The 19479-nt window shown below is 35.3% G+C and carries 16 protein-coding genes and 1 pseudogene; 11 read left to right on the top strand and 6 right to left on the bottom strand.

Annotated elements, in window-relative coordinates; translation table 11 throughout:
* Nucleotides 1-268: 268 nt before the first annotated feature.
* Nucleotides 269-901 carry a type 1 glutamine amidotransferase family protein gene (locus tag ACJ9PY_RS22820; RefSeq protein WP_063574981.1) on the top strand — a complete coding sequence of 211 codons (633 nt, stop codon included), beginning with the start codon at nt 269-271 and terminating at the stop codon, nt 899-901.
* A gap of 570 nt (nt 902-1471) precedes the next feature.
* Here the strand turns inward: ACJ9PY_RS22820 and ACJ9PY_RS22815 are convergent.
* Nucleotides 1472-1729 carry a DUF2533 family protein gene (locus ACJ9PY_RS22815; RefSeq protein ID WP_057277283.1) on the bottom strand — a complete coding sequence of 86 codons (258 nt, stop codon included), beginning with the start codon at nt 1727-1729 and terminating at the stop codon, nt 1472-1474.
* Between the two features lie 120 nt (nt 1730-1849).
* Between ACJ9PY_RS22815 and ACJ9PY_RS22810 the strand changes: the two are divergent.
* From ACJ9PY_RS22810 to ACJ9PY_RS22795, 4 genes and pseudogenes are all read left to right on the top strand, one after another.
* Nucleotides 1850-2414, top strand: a pseudogene (locus tag ACJ9PY_RS22810) (recombinase family protein).
* A 293-nt stretch (nt 2415-2707) separates the two neighbouring features.
* Nucleotides 2708-3247, top strand: a complete 540-nt coding sequence (locus ACJ9PY_RS22805) for a sigma-70 family RNA polymerase sigma factor (protein ID WP_411739075.1) — start codon at nt 2708-2710, stop codon at nt 3245-3247.
* Nucleotides 3240-4655 carry a DUF4179 domain-containing protein gene (locus ACJ9PY_RS22800; RefSeq protein WP_411739074.1) on the top strand — a complete coding sequence of 472 codons (1416 nt, stop codon included), beginning with the start codon at nt 3240-3242 and terminating at the stop codon, nt 4653-4655. Before ACJ9PY_RS22805 ends, ACJ9PY_RS22800 begins: the two co-directional genes overlap by 8 nt.
* A gap of 374 nt (nt 4656-5029) precedes the next feature.
* Nucleotides 5030-5224 (top strand): CDGSH iron-sulfur domain-containing protein, encoded by a 195-nt coding sequence (locus ACJ9PY_RS22795; protein WP_081109037.1) that lies wholly within the window; start codon nt 5030-5032, stop codon nt 5222-5224.
* A 272-nt stretch (nt 5225-5496) separates the two neighbouring features.
* Here ACJ9PY_RS22795 and ACJ9PY_RS22790 read toward each other — a convergent pair whose 3' ends face one another.
* The 3 genes from ACJ9PY_RS22790 to ACJ9PY_RS22780 form a co-directional block, all read right to left on the bottom strand.
* On the bottom strand, nt 5497-5946 hold the full coding sequence (locus tag ACJ9PY_RS22790) for a DUF1569 domain-containing protein (RefSeq protein ID WP_063575013.1): 450 nt from the start codon (nt 5944-5946) through the stop codon (nt 5497-5499).
* Nucleotides 5947-6482: 536 nt separating this feature from the next.
* A complete protein-coding gene (locus ACJ9PY_RS22785; protein ID WP_063575014.1) occupies nt 6483-7376 on the bottom strand; it encodes a prephenate dehydrogenase/arogenate dehydrogenase family protein in 894 nt (297 codons plus the stop codon).
* 20 nt (nt 7377-7396) lie between these two features.
* Nucleotides 7397-8077: an RraA family protein gene (locus tag ACJ9PY_RS22780; RefSeq protein ID WP_081395730.1), complete on the bottom strand. Its 681-nt coding sequence runs from the start codon at nt 8075-8077 to the stop codon at nt 7397-7399.
* Between the two features lie 668 nt (nt 8078-8745).
* Between ACJ9PY_RS22780 and ACJ9PY_RS22775 the strand changes: the two genes are divergently transcribed.
* From ACJ9PY_RS22775 to ACJ9PY_RS22765, 3 genes are all read left to right on the top strand, one after another.
* The gene (locus ACJ9PY_RS22775) at nt 8746-9597 is read left to right on the top strand and encodes a MurR/RpiR family transcriptional regulator (protein ID WP_076370312.1); all 852 of its coding nucleotides are present in this window, start codon (nt 8746-8748) and stop codon (nt 9595-9597) included.
* A gap of 845 nt (nt 9598-10442) precedes the next feature.
* Nucleotides 10443-11741 carry a CitMHS family transporter gene (locus ACJ9PY_RS22770; RefSeq protein ID WP_239859457.1) on the top strand — a complete coding sequence of 433 codons (1299 nt, stop codon included), beginning with the start codon at nt 10443-10445 and terminating at the stop codon, nt 11739-11741.
* Between the two features lie 636 nt (nt 11742-12377).
* On the top strand, nt 12378-12869 hold the full coding sequence (locus tag ACJ9PY_RS22765) for a DinB family protein (protein ID WP_411739073.1): 492 nt from the start codon (nt 12378-12380) through the stop codon (nt 12867-12869).
* 393 nt (nt 12870-13262) lie between these two features.
* Here the strand turns inward: ACJ9PY_RS22765 and ACJ9PY_RS22760 are convergent, their stop codons facing one another.
* Together ACJ9PY_RS22760 and proC are read right to left on the bottom strand one after the other, a co-directional pair.
* Nucleotides 13263-14321, bottom strand: coding sequence for a hypothetical protein (locus ACJ9PY_RS22760; RefSeq protein ID WP_411739072.1), 1059 nt, complete (start codon nt 14319-14321; stop codon nt 13263-13265).
* 126 nt (nt 14322-14447) lie between these two features.
* Nucleotides 14448-15347, bottom strand: a complete 900-nt coding sequence (gene proC, locus ACJ9PY_RS22755; RefSeq protein WP_411739071.1) for a pyrroline-5-carboxylate reductase — start codon at nt 15345-15347, stop codon at nt 14448-14450.
* Nucleotides 15348-16214: 867 nt separating this feature from the next.
* On the opposite strand from proC, the gene ACJ9PY_RS22750 reads away from it, so the two are divergent.
* The 3 genes from ACJ9PY_RS22750 (at nt 16215) to ACJ9PY_RS22740 (ending at nt 19186) form a co-directional block, all read left to right on the top strand.
* Nucleotides 16215-16970: a class I SAM-dependent methyltransferase gene (locus ACJ9PY_RS22750; protein WP_411739070.1), complete on the top strand. Its 756-nt coding sequence runs from the start codon at nt 16215-16217 to the stop codon at nt 16968-16970.
* Between the two features lie 85 nt (nt 16971-17055).
* Nucleotides 17056-18327, top strand: coding sequence for an MFS transporter (locus tag ACJ9PY_RS22745; RefSeq protein WP_057277108.1), 1272 nt, complete (start codon nt 17056-17058; stop codon nt 18325-18327).
* 292 nt (nt 18328-18619) lie between these two features.
* The gene (locus ACJ9PY_RS22740) at nt 18620-19186 is read left to right on the top strand and encodes a hypothetical protein (protein ID WP_057277109.1); all 567 of its coding nucleotides are present in this window, start codon (nt 18620-18622) and stop codon (nt 19184-19186) included.
* Nucleotides 19187-19479: the final 293 nt, after the last annotated feature.

Genomic DNA, 19479 nt, shown 5'->3' with positions numbered 1-19479 from the left:
CGGGAAGGTTAGTAAAATAACTTAGAAGCCATTTTGCAGCTCTTTCATATTTTTCCATCTTCCGCAATCGGGCCATTTAATTGAAAAGCACGTTTTGAGATTGTGAAGAAATGTACTTAAACTAAAGGGGCAGGATAGTTCAATAAGAAATAGACTATTGGCTAATTATGGTATATAATTACACCAAAAGGAACATACGTTCTTTTTGGTGGAGTAGCTTTTGATGTGGAAAAATAAACTATGAAAATTATGATTGGAGTGTTAGTGGATGAAAATAAAAAAAGTTTATCTATATGTATTTAATACAATGTCAGACTGGGAATATGGATATTTAATTGCTGAACTAAATTCAGGAAGATATTTCAAAAAGGATTTAGCACCTTTAAAAGTAATTACAGTAGGAGCGAATAAAGAAATTATTACTACGATGGGGGGACTAAGTATAAAACCAGATATTTCTCTTGATGAATGTAACTTTGATAGTAAAGATCTTGTAATTCTACCTGGAGGGAATACTTGGGGAGAAGCTATTCATCAATCTATCTTGAAAAAAATTGGCGAGGCTTTAAAGCTTGGCACTATTGTTGCTGCTATTTGTGGTGCAACTGAGGGACTAGCGAATATGGGATATCTAGATTCTAGAAAGCATACAAGCAATAGCTTAGAGTATATTAAAATGGTCTGTCCTAATTATAAAGGAGAAAACTTTTATGAGATGGAACCTGTCGTAACTGGTGAAAATTTGGTTACTGCATCAGGAGTAGCTCCTTTGGAATTTGCGATGGAAGTACTGAAAAAATTAGATGTATTTGCACCAGATACATTACATTCGTGGTATAACCTAAATAAGACTCACAAACCTGAATACTTTTTCCAACTAATGAACTCAATAAATAAGTGAGTTTAAAAATCAACTTGGCAGTTTTATTTTACTTGAAATAATCTCCATACTTTGTGCGATGTCAAAGTATAGTTTTTGTACATAACTTAAAAACTTTAGAGAAGTTAATAGAGATTGTGAATGATTATACTTAAACTAACGGGTGCGTTAGCTGAAGATTGGAGCTGTCTTTAAGGCAGCTTTTTCTTATGGCACTAACGGGGCAGGTTAGTTCATTAAGCGTAGTGTTTTCGTACTGTGTAATAAATATATATGTGTTTTTTTCATCTTTTTAGGAAAGTTAGCGAATCCCAATATCTTTGTAATGAATGCGGCAACTGTTAAAATCATAGTTCCTTTAAAAAGAGTTTGTTTAGTCATCAATTATTCACCCTTTATCTTGTCCATATTTGAATATATGCAGGATAAAGGTAAACTAGCTTTCTATATTTTTCTTTTTGTAGAACTAACGAGTATTTTTGGAGATTTGAGCATAAAAAAACACTCATCTATAAAATGAGTGTCAGGAGGTCGAGGGTTAACATCGATATTCGGTGCTTTTTCTTACGACTAAGAGATCAGTGAATTATTTTACTTTAATGACTCCACATATGAATGAACCATTTCTGGGGTAACTAATTTACGAGTAGGTATTAGCCTTTGGTTTGCAAGAACATTGATTTGCATAGTGATTTGATTAATATGGTCTGTTGTAAAATCCTTTTCAGCCTTACATAATTCTATAGCTCCTTGAATATAATCTTCACGTTGTTGGTCTAATAGGGAAAATTTAGTAAAAAGTTGATTTTGTTTTTGAGCATGTAACGTAAGGGCTTTATGTACACTCATTGTCCTTCACTCCTATAATTTTTTCTATTTTTCTAATAGCTACTTCTATATTAACATCATCATTTTTTTAGCAATAGCAAAAACTATAAAAGATAAATCCAAAAGGTAGTTGTTTCACGCATCGGATGTGATTATGAATACGGACGAGTAAGTACCATTGATCAATCATTAGATTTACAGGAAGAGAAGTTAAAAGAATATGGCTGTGAGAAGATATTCATGGAGAAACAAAGTGGTGCTAAAAGTGATCGTGAGGAACTGATTAAGGCGTTAGACTTTTTAAGGGAAGGAGACAAGCTGGTTGTTTACAAAATAGACAGACTAGCTAGGAGTACATTTGATTTACAAAAGATTGCTAAGGAACTAGAGAACGGGGAATAGCTTTAGTATTCATCAAAGAACAGATTGATTTTAGTACACCATCTGGAAAGCTAATGTTTACTATGCTGGGGGCTGAGTTTGAACGTGATTTAATCAAAGATAGGACACTGAGGGACGTGAAAGGGCAAAAGCTAAAGGAACTCCATATGGGACACGTAAAGGAAAGGACGAGAAGGACGTTAAAAAGGCTTTGAAGCTGTTTCAGGAGAGAGAATCTAACGGATTAAGTGTAAATGAGATAGCTAAAATGACAGGCGTTCCACGTTCCACTATTTACGCTAAAGCGAAAGAGACGAGACTTTAATAGTGTTAGCCTTTTTCTTTATGCAACTAACGGGGCAGTTTAGTTCATTAAGCGATTTTGTAGAATAAAGTATAAACTCACAACACCTTTGAGTTGCAGAATACACTCAACAAATTCAAAAGCTATCAAAAAAAAGCAGCAGTTTAAATAAGCAGAAATCGTAAAGTGGTTTCTGTTTATTTTGTTAAACTTAGGTTTTTATTTGCATGTTATGTTTTTTCTAAAAATACTTTAACTTTTTGAAACTTTTTCTGAAGATATATTCCACTAATAGTTGAAAGGAGTTGAGAGAGATGGAGTTTGAGAATGATAAGATGGTTAAAAAAGCAATCAGGGGCAATAAAAAAGCTTTTGAACAACTCATAAAGCAGCACTATGAACGAATCTACCGGACTGCTTATCTTTATGTACATAACGAAGAGGATGCATTGGATGTCGTTCAAGAGACGACATATCAAGCTTATAAGAGTATTCACTCGTTAAAGCAACCAGATTACTTTATGACTTGGCTTACCAGGATCATTATCCGATGTGCTGGTCATATTCTCAAAAGAAGAAATAATATTGTGCCACTAACAGACGAAGTATTGTCTGATTTATCGGTAACCTATCATTCAGTTCATGACGAAGCAATAGATCTATTAAATGCGATCGGACAGTTAAAAGGGAATTATAGATCCGCCATTATTTTGTTTTACTACTATGATTATTCTATTAAAACCATTAGTGAAATCATGGAGATCCCCGAAGGGACTGTAAAAACTTATTTAAGCAGGGGGAAAGCCGAATTAAAAAAGTCCTATAAAGGTGAGGAGGGCAAATGCAATGGATAACAAAGAAGTAAAAAGTGCTATTGAAAAAATAGTTGTACCAAAAGAAAAAGTGTTTGGCGCTATTGATAAAGGCTTAAAAATGTCAGGGCAAGGTAGGAAAATAAAGAAAAAGAAAGTTCTTGCAGGTTCATCTGCTGCAGCTGCTCTTCTTGGAATCACGATTGCTTCTGGATTTGTTAATCCTACAATGAATAAAGTATTGGCTAATACCCCTTTAATAGGTGGGATTTTTCAAGAATTCAATGATTCAATGGGCGTTGAACTTGCGAATCAAGATGCAGTTACAGAATTAAATCAATCCTTAACTAAAAATGGAGTGAGTATAAAACTCACCAGCGCTTATTTTGATGGCAATGTGGTATCAATTACAGGATTTGTAGATGAAGATGTTGAAAAAGGGCATAACGAAAAAGGGGAAGTAAGCTTTGATATGAATTTTGAACACAACAAAGGGGATAATGACCCTTGGTTGAATGGAAAGTCGACAGACATTAGGAAGGTCAAGGGGGGATACAATTTCCAATGGAAAATGGAATATCCATATAAATCATTTAAGGAGAATTCTACTCTCCCCATAACTATTCATAATATTAACGGGATAAAAGGTGAATGGAATTTTGATATCCCAATTCAGCAAGAAAAAAACAGTACACTTGTTATTGATCAGGAGCAAGGATACCCGGATGATGAGGTCAAAATCCGTATTAAAGAGATCCTCACCGCAAGGGCGTCATCTTCGCTTATTTATGAGACGGTGGAAAAATACAAAGATGATGAAATTTATATACTAAAAGCAATTGATAATAAAGGAAAGGTATATAGGTTTGGAAACGGAACATCTCTAGAGGAGGCAGCACTAGAGGATGGATATCATAGTACTGCTCGAACAAAAATGACCAAGCTGAACTCAAATACTACTTCACTTACTTTTTATCCGCAGCTATCTGTTGCAGACCCAAAAGTACAACAGCTATTGGACAAAAAATCGTTTACGTTAAAAAGCAAACGGCTCAATTTAGGCCTTCAGGTAAATGATATAACTAAAAAGGGTAGTAAACTAGTAATCGATTATCAATTTACAGGGCTCTCCAAGGAATTGAGTAAACACCAGCTTGATTTATTTGAAAATAATTTGAAATATGAATTATTGTTGGTAGATAAGGAATATATAGGGGAAATAGATCCTGAAAATCCAGTACCACCTAAAAATCATAGCATTCGCATGAATAAAGTGAAAACTATCGATAAAAAGACAGCGCACTTCCAATCTACATTCGATTTAAATGGAGAAGAAAAAATCATGAACTTTAAACTGGAAAATACAATTTTGCAATTCGATTTTTCAAGCTTTATCCCAGCTAAGGAATTACAACCATTTACTGTTGTACTTCCAGTGGGGAATGAATAAACAATTAAAGTAGCTCATTTTAGGGACCATATAGTTGACGAGTGGAAATCTACTAGTGCATTGAATAATTAGTAATATCGGGGCGATGACTTATGTAAGTCACCGTCTTTTTTATTAGTTAGAAGTTTGTGAAATATTGTACTTAAACTAACGGGTGCGTTAGCTTAAGATCAGAGCTGTCTTTAAGGCAGCTCTTTCTTTATACAACTGATATGAACGAAACTGTCAATAAAATGTGGTGTGTTTTTATTGGTATAACACTTCTTCTTTTGGTAATTGCAGGATGTCAATCAAATAATATTGAGGAAGTAGAACTTATTTATCGTTTAAAGTTATTCCCCCATGGCAAAAATGTTTTAAAAAAGAGGTGATTTATTATAGCTACTATTAAAGTTAATGATAATGGTTCATTACGTGTATCAGGGAATGTAGAGCTAGTCGATGGTGAAGGGAATAAAATTGAAACAAAAGAAGCCTTTTCCCTATGCAGATGTGGACTTTCCGATAATAAACCTTTTTGTGACGGATCCCACAAAAGTAATTTCGAAAGCGTAGTTAGGGCAGAATAAAGCTAGTAGGGCAGAAGCTTTAGGGCACTCTTTTGGGAAATCGAACCCCAAAAAGCCGCCCGATTCATTTTTCTTTTACGAAAGAGTATGTTGTTGAACTATCGGGTGCGTAAGTTGAGAACCGGGGCTGCCATTTGGTGGCCTTTTTGCTTAATGAACTAAAGGGGCAGGTTAGTTCAATAAGGAAACCAGTAATGGTTAAAGCTCAAACCTTATTATCCAATCCAATTTTACCGGATTGTTGATTTTCGTCCATAATTAAATTACCGTTACTAAACCCCAAACTGTTTTAAATGATGGTCAAGATGCTTATAAATTCCATGTCCCCATTGCTCGGAAGAAAGTCTTCCGAAAAAAGGATGTGGGTGACTTGTACAAGCCTCTGGTCCATTCTTTTGGAAGGTTGTAATTTTTTCTTTCAATCTTTCTCTTTCTATTTCAAAATCTTTTTTATCGGTTATTAAAATGGTTGGAATAGTAGACATATTATGCGGTAGGGGCTTGTCATTATAAAACATGGTTTTTGCAAACCGACCTATTAATAGCCCTAACCAACCTCTTGGAGGCATAGAATAGCCCATAGCAATGTCTTGGAAGGATGAGCAATGAGCTAACATTTGTGCGACATCCATTTTTCCCCATGATGGTTTTGAATTTGCGCTTAAGTTGTCGATACGTTTTAAAATTTCTTCTGTAAACAAGACCTCAAAAATATTATTCATTAGAATAACTCCTCTAATTTTGTTGATTTAAAACAGTAATTGATTATTTAATGTATATTCAACGTCAACATTATTTTATCCTTCTAAGCTAAAGGGGGACTGTTTCAAGAGGGATTGAAGTCCTGTTGGTTGAGCTAATAGAGGGAGCATTCCTGTGATAATAGAAATGGCAAATGACAAGTTTTGTGAAGGAATGTACTTAAACAAACGGGTGCGTTAGTTCACTAAAAGAAAAAAGGAGAGTACATATTATAAATGGTTAATATGTGCTCTCCTTTATTTATTAAGGTTTTTATAATTTGGGTCTTGAAAATTGAAGTTCAGTTATAAAATCTCCATCCTCGAAGGGTTGCTCTGTTTTGTGCAATAGCATTGGAGAAATAAACAAATTTACCATCACAAAAAATTGTCACACTAAAAATCAATATTCTCTTAGGTAGATAATGTAAAATCCAAGGGGCGGTGTTTTTGATTCGAAGCACAAAGGACCATGTAACAATGGTGGTACCCCATAATAGTAATATAGCTTATTTCATTTAACTACTTAAAATTGTATTCTCTTCTTTGCATGCTTTAATGACTTCTAACCAATAATCCGGTTTTTGACCTTTAAACTTCTCTTTCAAATTGAATGTAGCTAATCTTTCTAATTTGTTTTTTGCTGCCTTAGACATGACTGAATTAAGATTAGAAGCTTCTAACATTTGGATAGAACCATCTAGTTCAATTGATCTTCTTAATGCATGAATAGACGTTCCCGTTACTAATCGATTCATGGTTTCTTTAAAGCTCTTGCTATCCATCGTTTCACTTATCGAATCTAAAACCAATTCTTCTATATTAAATTCATGGGCGGCCTCTAACAACTCTAGATAAAGGGCGGCTACTCCCTTCATATAAATACTACGGACTAGTTTTATAGCAGAAGCGTCGCCAGGATTCTCACTCACCTTAGTTATATCCATGCCGTATGGAGTCATTAATGCGATAAGCCGATCCACTCCGTTGCCACTTGCTGAAATAGGAACTTTATGTTTATAAACTGGTAAGGGCCCTAACATTGCTGCGTCGACAAAAAATGCATTCTTTTCTTGAATGTTTTTGTTAATATTTTGTTTTACTACAGGAGTCGAAGCCGATACATCAACGTAAATACAATCTTTCTTCAGATGAAGTTTTAACACTTCGCTAACCTCATAAGCTTTATCTGCTGGTACTGCTACCATGACTACATCAACTTCATTTAATACGCCCTCGGGATTAGAATGAAGCTCCACTTGCGCTTGTATAGCCCGTTCTTTTATTTGCGGACCGAAAGTAGGATGGTCTAACATGACATCATGAGCCAGGATCTTTTCTAAACCTTCTTGTTTTAATCCGACGGATAATTCAAAGGCTGCTTCTCCAAATCCAATAAAACCTAATTTCATTCTAAAGTTCTCCCTTCTTTTTATAGTCCATACGCTTTTATTTGTTCTCTCAACCAAGGAGGTTCAATGCTTCCTTCTGGTTTGCCTTGCTTGCGGGTTGTTTCATAAGCTGTAATGGTTTCTATGCGCGTTTTCTCATAATCTAGTTTTTTCTCTGCCTTAGAAAGAGCCACTTCAATCTTGTCTCTTGGAACCACAATAACACCATCATCATCACCAATGATCAAATCCCCTGGAATTACGGATACCCCTCCACAAGAAATAGGTTTATGAAGCTCACCAGGACCATCTTTAAGAGGACCGTTTGGAATAAATCCTTTTGCAAAAATAGGAAATTTTAATTCGCTAAGTGTTTCTTTATCACGAACTAATCCATCAATGATGACTCCTTCAAGTCCAATGGCTTTCGCAGCTCCTGCCATCAATTCTCCAAGGTAGGCGTTTGAAGTATGTCCTTTTCCATCCGCAACTAATACATAACCTTCTTTCCCATCATAGATAGCTTGATGAAGGAACAAATTATCTCCAGGTCTTAAGCTTACAGTTAGAGCAGTACCAACTACTTTCATACCTGGTGCTACAGGCTTTATTTTATAATCCATAGAACCTGTACATCCCATCGCATCTGATATAAGTGTAGTGTTAAGACGTTTTGCTCTTTCGATAATTTCTTCCGACAATAACGGTGCTAAGTTACTCAATGACATACACTCCTTTTACTTTTTTATGTTTCCATTAACTAAACAATTAGCTACTAAATGTAACTTGTTATCTTTGCTGTACAATCAACTAAGATAACGCTTTCAAAAATTACATAATTTTTAGTGTATTTCCTGTCTCTTCAACACTTTGTCACGTTATTTTTCTAAGTTTATTGACAAAAAAAGATTTGTAGGTCATTGGAAAATCCACTATTTTTCTTAACTTCAGTTTTAAAGTAATAAATATTACTAAAACTAGTTTGGGGGTAATATTTATTACTAATAACTTAAATGTATACTAACAGCGTTATTTATTAAAGTAAACCCTTTTTTTTATGACATTGAAAAGAAACTGAATTTTAAGAAGAAAAAGGGCTAAAGAACAAAGAAAGCGAATTAGATTGTTAACTTGAAAGGTTCAATCACCTTTATTAGCTCATTTATTCCGAAGTGCTAATAGAAATTAATTTTATTTACTACTTATGAAATAATCATGCATACGTTCTAGAAGTTTCAGGTAAGGAAATTATTAATACTCTTATTAAGGGACTCTTTTTTACATTAATAAATAAAAATGATAAAATTCAATTAAATATCGTAATAAATACTTTATTAGAATAAAAAAATATAAAATTTACACTATAATATGTTCAATTGGAGCGAATCTTATGGAAAACCCAATATTAAAATTAAAAAACAAGATATCAGAATTAACAGAAACACAACAAAGAGTTGCGGACTATATTATTAAAAATCCTGTGGATGTCGCTTTTTTAACCGTAGATCAGTTGGCTGGAATTGTAGGAACTAGTACTACCACCATTATGAGATTGACTTTTAGTCTGAATTATTCGGGATATACTGAATTTCAAAAAGGACTTCAGGAACTTTTACGTAATAGAGCAGCTCCTCAAATTAGATTAGAGGCAAATTTAAAAGATTTAAATGAAAGTGATTTGTGGATTCGCTCTGCAGAAAGTCAACTCAATAATATTCAATCTACAGTAGAGATGATTTCCACGGAGAGTTTAAATAAAACGGTGGAAATGATTGTGTCTGCAGATCGAATATTTTGTACCAGTGTGAGAAGTGGATTACCAGTGGCACAACATTTAACTTTTGGACTTAATCGTCTACTTGGAAACTGTGAATTGATTGTTGCTGATTTAAGCGATTGGGTTGATAAAGGAATTAATTTTACTTCGAAGGATTTAGTCATCGCAACCTCTTTTCCAAGATACGCTAGAAGAATTGTTGAATTCGCGATGGCAGCTAAAGACAATAACGCACAAATTATTTCTATTACTGATAGTTATTCTTCTCCTCTAGTTAAGTATTCAGATTTAGTCTTGCCATGTAATTCTAGTAGTATCGCTTTTCATAATTCACCAATAGCATCTATGCTTGTAGCAGATTATCTTGTAAGCGCCATAGCCATCAATTATCCTGAAAAAACCAAAAATCGTCTTGATGAAATTAATTCAATTCTTACCAAAATGAATTATCACTATAGTGATTAAATTTATAAGGTGATAGGAGCAAGGATTCAATTGAATCCTTGTTCCTATCACCTTTTTATTTCTTCTAAACCAGATATCCTACTCACCATCATCTACTTCCTGCTTGATAAAAAAAGGTTTACTTTTAATAAGCATCCATGATAGTATGCTTTTAATAGTTAAAAATATTACAACATAAACTATATAAGTAAAAAATATTACTACAAAAAGGACGTTAATTCTTAGAGATATAGTTAGTTTTCTCCAATTTCTGGTTTTTTTAAAATATTCACCAGTACATGTCTGAATATTTCAATAAAAGTAATTATTATAATATGCTGAATGACTATTGGAATCTAAGAATCACCGAATATTGCTTTATTTTTAAAATTAAAGGTTTTTGAAAACGTTATCTTTTTGAGTTTTTTTGTTTAAAGGTAATAAATGATCTTTATGTTACTTTAACTATTAGAAAAATTTCTTACATGTAATGAGCACTCTTTAATTAAAGTGGTGATTCATAAAAAAATTTAAAATGAAAAAGAGGTGTAATTAAGTGAATAATTTAAAACTGTAAAAATCAGATGAGACTATTAAAAGAGCAAGATACCAGCGTATTGGTAATATTATCTTAACGGATCAAATGATCAATTGGATGTATAATTACTAGTACTTCAAGATATGGTTCATAGCAACAATTATAGGGGAATTCAATAATGTCAATTTTGTAAACCCTTACAATGAAATGATGTTAATAGTCATTAAGCAGTGCTAACTTATACTATAGAAAATTTTCATATATGATTCGAAATAACGTATTCAACATGTATTCTAAAAATTCAGGGAAGATAAAGAGGGGGCATACTATGTTAACATTTCTGGGATTTGCCATGATTGTGGTATTTATGTATTTAATCATGAGTAAGCGCTTATCAGCGTTCAGTGCACTGACGGTTGTTCCAATCGTTTTTGCGCTAATTGCAGGGTTTACGGATTTAGGACCGATGATGTTAAAAGGTCTCGAGACTATAGCTCCTACTGCTATTATGATTATTTTTGCCATTCTTTATTTTGGTGTATTAATTGATACAGGATTATTTGATCCACTAGTATCAAGAATTTTAAAAATGGTAGGCGGTGACCCATTAAAAATTGTACTGGGCACTGCAATTTTATCATTGGTAGTTGCTTTAGATGGTGATGGTACTATTACCTACCTTATTGTAGTAACAGCTTTTCTTCCTTTATATAATAAACTGGGTATGAATAAACTCATTTTGGCCTGCATTCCTGCATTGGCGATGGGGGTTATGAACTTGTTACCGTGGGGGGGACCAGCTGCCCAAGCTACGGCGGCGGTAAAAGTGGATATAATAGACTTGCTTTTGCCAATCATTCCTTCTATGATTGCGGGTGTGTTATGGATTTTAGGAGTGGCTTACTTCTTGGGTCGACGTGAGCGTAAGAGATTAGGAGTTATCAATATTGAAGCTTTTAACGAAGAAGAAATTGCTGCTGCAGTTGAGGTAGGAATGGACTCATCAATAAAACGACCTAAATTATTTTGGTTTAACCTAGGCCTTACGATTTTAGTATTGGCAGCTTTACTTACGGGCTTCCTACCGTTGCCTGCGTTATTCATGCTCGGCTTTGCCATCGTTATGATTGTAAATTATCCAAACTTGCAGGACCAGAAGGATCGCTTACACGCACATGCAGGTAATATATTAACTGTTGTCTCCATGATATTTGCAGCAGGTGTATTTACTGGGATTATAGATGGTACTGGCATGGTTAGCGCGATGGCAGATACCCTAATAGCAGTTATTCCAGACTCTCTCGGACCAAAATTAACAGTCATTGTTGCCCTTATAAGCATGCCATTTACATTTTTCATGGCGAATGCTCCCTTTTATTTCGGGATTATTCCGATTATGGCAGAAACAGCTGCCAACTTCGGTATCCATCCGATGGAAGTTGGACAAGCTTCTTTATTAGGACAACCCTTGCACTTGTTAAGTCCACTCCAAGGTTCTATCTATATATTAATGGGGCTTCTTGGTATAGAAATAGGTGATCATATTCGCTTTACAGCCAAGTATGCGGTAGGTACAGCATTAGTTATGATAATTGTTGGTGTATTGTTCGGAGTACTATCCATTTAATTATATAAACATAATAAATTGCAGAGAGCTAGTATTTCAAAATAGCTCTCTCTTTTATTGGTCTAGAATTACTTATTATTGTAACTATTTTATTTCACGCTTATTTATAAAGTACTAAAGTTGATTTTACTTTTTAATAAACTTCTAATGCACCAGGCTTAAGCAGCGTACAAAAGCTTTTAAAAAAAGAAGTCCAAGAAGCTTAGTAGGCCTTGGTATAGCAATGGGTAATGGAGATGAATAATTCTTTTTTTTGCTGATCTTTACTAAAAAAACAGTGAATACGGTATAGCTTTTGCATAGAAAAAGTATGGGGTTAATTTAACTGAAAATGTATGTGAAATTTTGTACTTAAACTAACGGGTGCCTTAGCTGAAGATTGGAGCTGTCTTTAAGGCAGCTTTTTCTTATGGAACTATCGGGGCAGGATAGTTGAAGAGTACTGTTTGATCTTTATTCAACAATTGAGCCAGATTGTAATTTTTATATAGGCTAAAATAGAAACGCTTTTCTTATGAAAAATAATAAAGGGAATTAACTTTAATCAAGAGAATAAATAGAACTAGGTATTCAATTTATGACTATTTTTACATTCTTTTGGATTCAAAGAAAAAATTTAATAGGAGTGTGGAAAGCATGTTTCATGCAAAAGACGTATTATCCGATCAATTATTAGCTAATGCTAATGATCCTAGCTGGTACCTTCCATTTTCTGACTCTGTTAAAAACTTGTCAGAGGAAGAAGCGTTTTGGAAGCCTAATGAAAATTGTAATAGTATTGTTGAAATTGTGCAGCACCTGCTTTATTGGAATGAAACATGGCAAACCAGGTACCAAAAATCTCATGTCAATGCTGTGCTTTCCATAGGTGATAATAATAAAAGCTTTATCATTCCAGAAAATAAAAATTTTAATGACTTAAAAGAACGACTTTTAGAGGTGCTATTACAATGGCAAAATTTATTAACGGAAGAAAAAGTTGAAAGTGAAGTAAATGGCTTTCCTGAACCTGCGAAGTGGTGGGAAATACTTGGAAATGCATCAACTCATAACGCATATCACATTGGGCAAATCATTTATATTCGAAAACTGCAAAAGAGCTGGAAAGTGGATGTTGTCGAAGTATAGTCAAATCAATATTCATTAGTAAGGGCGCGATTCTTGAAGAAGTTTCGCTTTTCTTAATGAACTAACGGGTGCGTTAGCTGAAGATCGGAGCTGTCTTTAAGACAGCTTTTTTTATGGAACTAACGGGGCAGGTTAGTTTAATAAGCATCATCAAATTGGTAGGAGGAAAATATGAAAGAAATCCTTTGCAAGAAGGTAAAGTGATTTTTTTAAAGAATCGGATTTTTGGGATGATTGGTTAGCAAGATGCCATCAAAACAGCGACAAACAATTTTAATTTAAAAAATGTTTTTATCAGTAGTTATCACACCTCGCGAATAAGGAAGAATTATATATTGATAAAACAAAAGACCTTTCTACATGAGTAGAAAGGTTGGTTAAACAATCCGTAATTTAATTTTCTTTCGTTAATCGACTCATTCGGAATGGAGTAATGATGAGAACGATAATAAGGACAATTCCCATATAGCCAAAGATTGGATAGAGAGAGGAAACAAGTTTAGTGAAGCCAAAGAAGCTTGCTATAAATCCTATCAACAGTGATGAAATAACGATCACTTTAAATTTTGTGGTCTGCGGATTTGAAAAGCGTGTTCCAAATGAGTAGAACATGCTGACTGCCGTATTGAAAATCATAGCGAACAGAACGAGAGAGTACAAAATACCTAGGAGAGGTGAAATACTGTTGGCGATTCCCAGCATGGGCATATCCAAGTCCGATACAGTATTAATATTTGAGAAAATAGTAAGGTGACTTATTATAAGAAGTAGACCTAAAGCGATCCCTCCTGTAAGCCCTCCAATGGATGATATTCTTTCATCGGGTTCATTTCCACCCATAACAAGTGTCATGGAAGCCCCCATTGCAATGGTTATTGAAATATAGTTTATTGTAGATATAAGCCAATGTCCCGCAGCTGAATTTTGTTCCAGCGCATGTGGTTCAAGTGACGTAAACGATGAATTCATTGTAAACATACTATAAATGAATAGAAAAAGTACGACAAGAATCAGAAATGGTGTGACGGATGCAATTACCTTAATCACACGGTCGACTTTCAGCATAACTGTTATCATAACAAGAACAGTCATAAGAATGCTTCCTATAAAGGAAGGTAATCCGAACTGCTGCTCAAAGATCGAGCCTGACCCCGCAATCATGACAATTCCTATACCAAATAGGATGGCGTTCAGAACATAATCAATGATACAGCCGAGAAAGCGACCACAAATCTTATAAATTACTTCCTGATGCGAATCTGTTTGTGTACGACTGCCAAGCTTCATCAGAATCATTCCAAGGTATGCAAAAATAGCGACTGAAATGATAGCTCCAATTGTGCCCAAGTTCCCGAAGCTTACAAAATAAAGCATGGTTTCTTGTCCTGAGGCGAACCCTGCTCCGACTAGAATTCCGATAAAAGCGCTAGCGATCTTAAGGATTCTCTTCATGTTGTCCTCCGTTTTTCTTACGTTTATATTTTTTCTTAACTATTTGATAGGATTGTTATTTGATAACCACATCTTTTGATACATATAATTTCCTAAGGAGGCTCCATGGTGTATTTCTGGAGATGATTAACTTAGACACCGTCCTTTTATGGTACTGAAGTTCCCCAGTACTCTCGGGGGATTAGTCGATTTGCTGTACGCTACTGCCATCTCTTCATTCAGCTCTTTCGAACGTTTCGCAGCATGATGAATCGCCTGTGAAATGGCTCTGCCGCCATTATTTTTCCGTAAAGCATCAAGTCCGGATGCTGTCGTTCCATTTGGTGAAGTGACTTTCTCTCTGAGACTTGCCGGTGTCTCGTCGTTCACCATAATCATCTTGGCTGCGCCTAAAATCGTTTGGGCGACAATCTCACGGACCATTGCTTCATCCATCCCCTTTTTAACGCCAGCGTGTTCCATATGCTCCATTAAATAATAGAAGTAAGCAGGTCCGCTTCCTGCAATTCCTGTAAAAATATCCATATGATCTTCTTCAATTAAGAACACTTTTCCCATACAGCCTAACAGTTCTTTCACTGCTATCACGTTGTCCATCGCTGTATATCTTCCCGGACATAACGCGGTTGCCGACTCCCGGATCATGCTCGACGTATTTGGCATCAACCGCACAACCTGCTGTCCAAGCTGTAGATGATTTTCCATGAATTCAGTGGAAATGCCCGCTAAAACAGAAATTACAACTTGATCCACTCTTATTTTATCTTTGAGTGCATCAAGAGCATCTGCTGCTCCCTGGGGCTTCATTGCCAAAATGAAGAAATCAACTTCTTCATATGGTAATGCATCCTGATGGACCGCATGGACTCCATACACGTGATTCATTTCCTCGAGTCGTAATTGATTGCTGCGATTTGTCACATAAATTCTTTCTGCTGGTATGCTCCCAATCTGCACAATTCCTGAAATCATCGACTCTGCCATCGAACCGGCTCCTAAAAATGCAACAGTTTTATCTCTCAACATTATGCCCTCCTAAAAGTTCATTGTTCGTAATTCCGTTCGTATTTTTTAACCTTGTTATCGTAACATGCTGAGATTTAGATTCAAGGGAAGAGAGGACATTCACAAGGAAAAGGCCGAGATAGTGAAGGGAAGCGTTATCATTTGGGGCTTACATGCCAGTCAGGTCATTTAATCAAGGATAATCGGCTGTAATCGGGGTATTTGCGGATATATTAGGAAGAAAAACGTAATAAAATTATTGAACTATATGGAGCTGAGTTGAACAATCCAGGTAACTGCGGCACCTCTTTTTCCTATTCCAAAGTTATTTTGTGAAGGGTTGTACTTAAATTAACGGGTGTGTTAGCAAAAGATCGGAGCTGTCTTTAAAGGCAGCTTTTTCTTTATACAACAAACTAGTCAGGATAGTTTAGGAATAAATGATATAATTTGTAATATTGATTTAATTGAAAGGAGTTTGCTGCATATGCCAACCTGTCAGCAATGTGGCTATAAATGGGGTTGGATAGAGGCCTTTTTTAAAAGTTTACCTTTAAAAAGAAGTTAAGATGTTCATCCTGTGATTCATCCCAATACGTTCCAAGAAAACAAGAATGCTATTAAGCCTATTTATATTTATATCTTTATTGATTGTACCGTTAATATCATATGGTGTACCTAAAGGTTATGTCTTAGCTTTTGAAATAGCTGCGTATGCTTTAGTGATTATTTTGATGCCATTTATATATAAGCTAAGTAACAAGGACGAACAGATGTGGTAGTCATGCATTAACAAAAGATCGGAGCTGTCTTTAAGGCAGCTTTTTATTAATGCAACTATCAGGGCAGGGGAATGAATTTAAAGCAAAAGAACAGGGAGGAGTCAACATGAATCAGAATATTGGTACAGAAGAAGCGATTAAAAGGTGGGATAGTTTCGCGGATACATATTCTGCAAATCATACCGAGCAAGGAGACCTTCATAAAGAAGTTTTTTTAAATCCAACTTTATTATCACTTATGGAAACGGTAAGGAATAAAAACGTTTTAGATGCCGGGTGTGGTGAGGGGTATTTAAGTCGAATGTTAGCGAGGTCCGAAGCGAATGTAACGGCTGTGGATTATTCATCACGGATGATAGAAATTGCTAAAGAAAGAACCCGGAATGATTTGTTGATTGATTATAGGCAGGCTAATTGTGAGGACTTGAATTGTTTAGAGGACAAAAGTTTCGATTTAATAGTATCCAATATGGTCATTCAAGATCTTGCAGATTATGAAAAAGCATTTCAGGAAATGTATCGTCTATTAGTAGATGGAGGCTGTTTTATATTTTCGATTTTACATCCTTGTTTTGTTACTCCAGAAAGTGGTTGGGAAAAAACAAAGGGCGGTAAAAAACTGCATTGGAACGTAGATAAATATTTTTATGAAGGTGTGTATGAACAACGTTTAGGTGATAAAGAAAAAATGCTATTCTTTCATAGAACATTAACAAGTTATATAAACACTTTAATCAAAACAGGTTTTATTTTAGAAAGCATAATAGAACCTAAGCCATCAAAAGAGATGTTAGAAAAATATCCTTCATTTGAAGAAGATTTCAGATGTGCTGATTTTATAGTTTTTAAACTAAAAAAGTAAAGGTTATAAAAATATTATAAAATCAACTAGAGGAAGGTGTACATGGTGGGGGGAAATTACAGAATGATGAATGAGGTCTTAACAAATGTCCAGTAAAACATATCAAATGAACCAGAGTTATGCTGATTCTCAAGAAAAACAAAAAATGTTATACAAACGTACATTAATTATTATAAGTATTTCACAAATTTTTGGCGGTGCCGGGTTAGCGGCTGGAGTTACGGTGGGGGCACTTCTTGCACAACAAATGCTTGGCACAGATGCATTTGCTGGAGTTCCATCGGGTTTATTTACCTTAGGATCTGCCGGGGCTGCTTTAATTGTAGGGAGACTTTCTCAACGTTACGGTCGCCGTACAGGTCTAACTGCTGGTTTTTTGATAGGTGGGCTTGGAGCGATAGGAGTCATAACGGCAGCCATCATAAATAGCGTATTCCTTTTATTTGCTTCCCTGCTCATCTATGGTGCAGGAACTGCGACAAATTTACAAGCTCGTTACGCTGGTACGGACTTGGCTAACAATAAACAGCGAGCCACTGCCATCAGTATTACCATGGTGTTTACAACATTTGGTGCAGTTGCCGGTCCGAATTTAGTGAATGTAATGGGGGATTTTGCTCTTTCCATTGGCGTTCCTTCACTCGCTGGTCCTTTCATTTTATCAGCGGCAGCATTTATCTTGGCAGGTCTTGTCCTTTTCGTTTTACTTCGCCCGGACCCATTAGTTATAGCAAGAACAATAGAAGCGTCCAAACAAGAAAGTAATCGATTAGGATATTCGGCTGATACTGAACAAATGGTAAACAAAAGAGGAATTATTGTTGGTGCGGCAATTATGGTTCTTACTCAAATTGTAATGGTGGCCATTATGACCATGACGCCAGTTCATATGAGACATCATGGACATGACTTGGGTGAAATAGGTCTCGTTATAGGATTTCATATAGCTGCCATGTATCTTCCTTCACTGGTTACAGGTGTCCTTGTTGATAAGTTTGGCCGTACTGCCATGGCTATTGCCTCTGGAGCTACGCTGCTTCTGGCTGGTTTAATATCGGCGATTGCACCAGGCGATTCTATGATTCTCCTAGTTATTGCCCTTTCTTTACTTGGATTAGGATGGAATTTCGGTTTAATAAGTGGGACGGCTCTTATTGTTGATTCAACTGACACTTCGAATCGGGCTAAAACCCAAGGTACGGTGGATGTTTTAATTGCATTATCAGGAGCCTCTGGTGGAGCCTTATCTGGAATGATTGTGGCCGGCTCAAGTTATACAGCATTATCATTTATCGGAGGGTTATTATCTTTATTATTGATTCCAGTGGTTATCTGGTCGCGGGGAAGTGAAAAATAAAAAGAAGCCATATAATAAGTAAAAAAAGTCATTTCCTATCGTACAGGAAATGGCTTTTGAAGGTCATTTTGGAACGCTTGAAACGTTTCCCCCTTTTTTGCCATACAAAAAATCCCCTCCATCCTCGAAGGGGTGCTCTGTTTTGTGCAATAGCATTGGTGAAATGAACAAAGTTTACCACCTCATAATTATTGTAGCATTGATTGTTGAGCAATCTGTAGATTATAATAATAATAGGAATACTACAAATGTACTATAAATTCATAAGAACTAACGGGTTGGGGGAGAAATTATGATGAAAAAACTAGCAAAGGCATTAACCGTAGGAGTATTAGCTCTAGGATTACTGGCAGGAGTTGGAGCAAATAAAGGAGAAGCTGCAACAGTAACTAAGCCGATCGGTTCAACTTTCTATAAGAGCGCCTTAGTAGGTACTACCTATAAGGTTCAAGATTATAAAGGTAATACAATTAATGCAAAAACAACTAAAGCTGTAACGTTAACTCCATATGCAACAAATAAAAACTTTTCATATGCTACAGTAACATTTGTAGATTATGATAAAGTAGGAACAAAGTGGGTCAAGTATACAAAAACAGCCAAAGGATATTTCTTTACTCCTATTAAAAATGGTATAACTTACAATGAATATACGAATGTAAAAAAAGGAATGACTTATAATCAAACGGTATCTATCACAGGTGAATATATGAAATTAGATTCAACATATACATATGGCGGCATTACCCAAAAAGATTATACCTGGAGCCGTTACAGTGACACTAATGACACAGATTTTTATACGGTTTTTGAAAACAACAAGTTAACATACAAAAGCTATTCTGTAAGTGAATATTAATAACAAAAAAGCCCCTCTCGTGTGAGAAGGGCTTTTTATTTTTATTATTCCAAGTATAAAAATTGTTCTTTTTCATTTAGGTGAATTTTGATATTGTGAGAGGAGGGGTGAAGTTTTGGAAAATACAAGAAAATTGAACAAACAAGAAGCAATACCTTTGATATTGACTGTTGTTTAGTTATAGCTGCATTACTGGTTTTTTTATCGGCAGATCGATACCGAATATAGATTTAAGGATATCGACTTTTTTATTTTGATATTGGATTTTTAGTGGCTTTGATTTTGGGAACCAA

The sequence above is a fragment of the Peribacillus sp. S4 genome, assembly GCF_046715815.1.
Taxonomy (GTDB): Bacteria; Bacillota; Bacilli; order Bacillales; family DSM-1321; genus Peribacillus; species Peribacillus frigoritolerans.
Note: the sequence above shows the minus strand (reverse complement) of the source record. Positions and strands in the feature narration are given on the sequence as shown.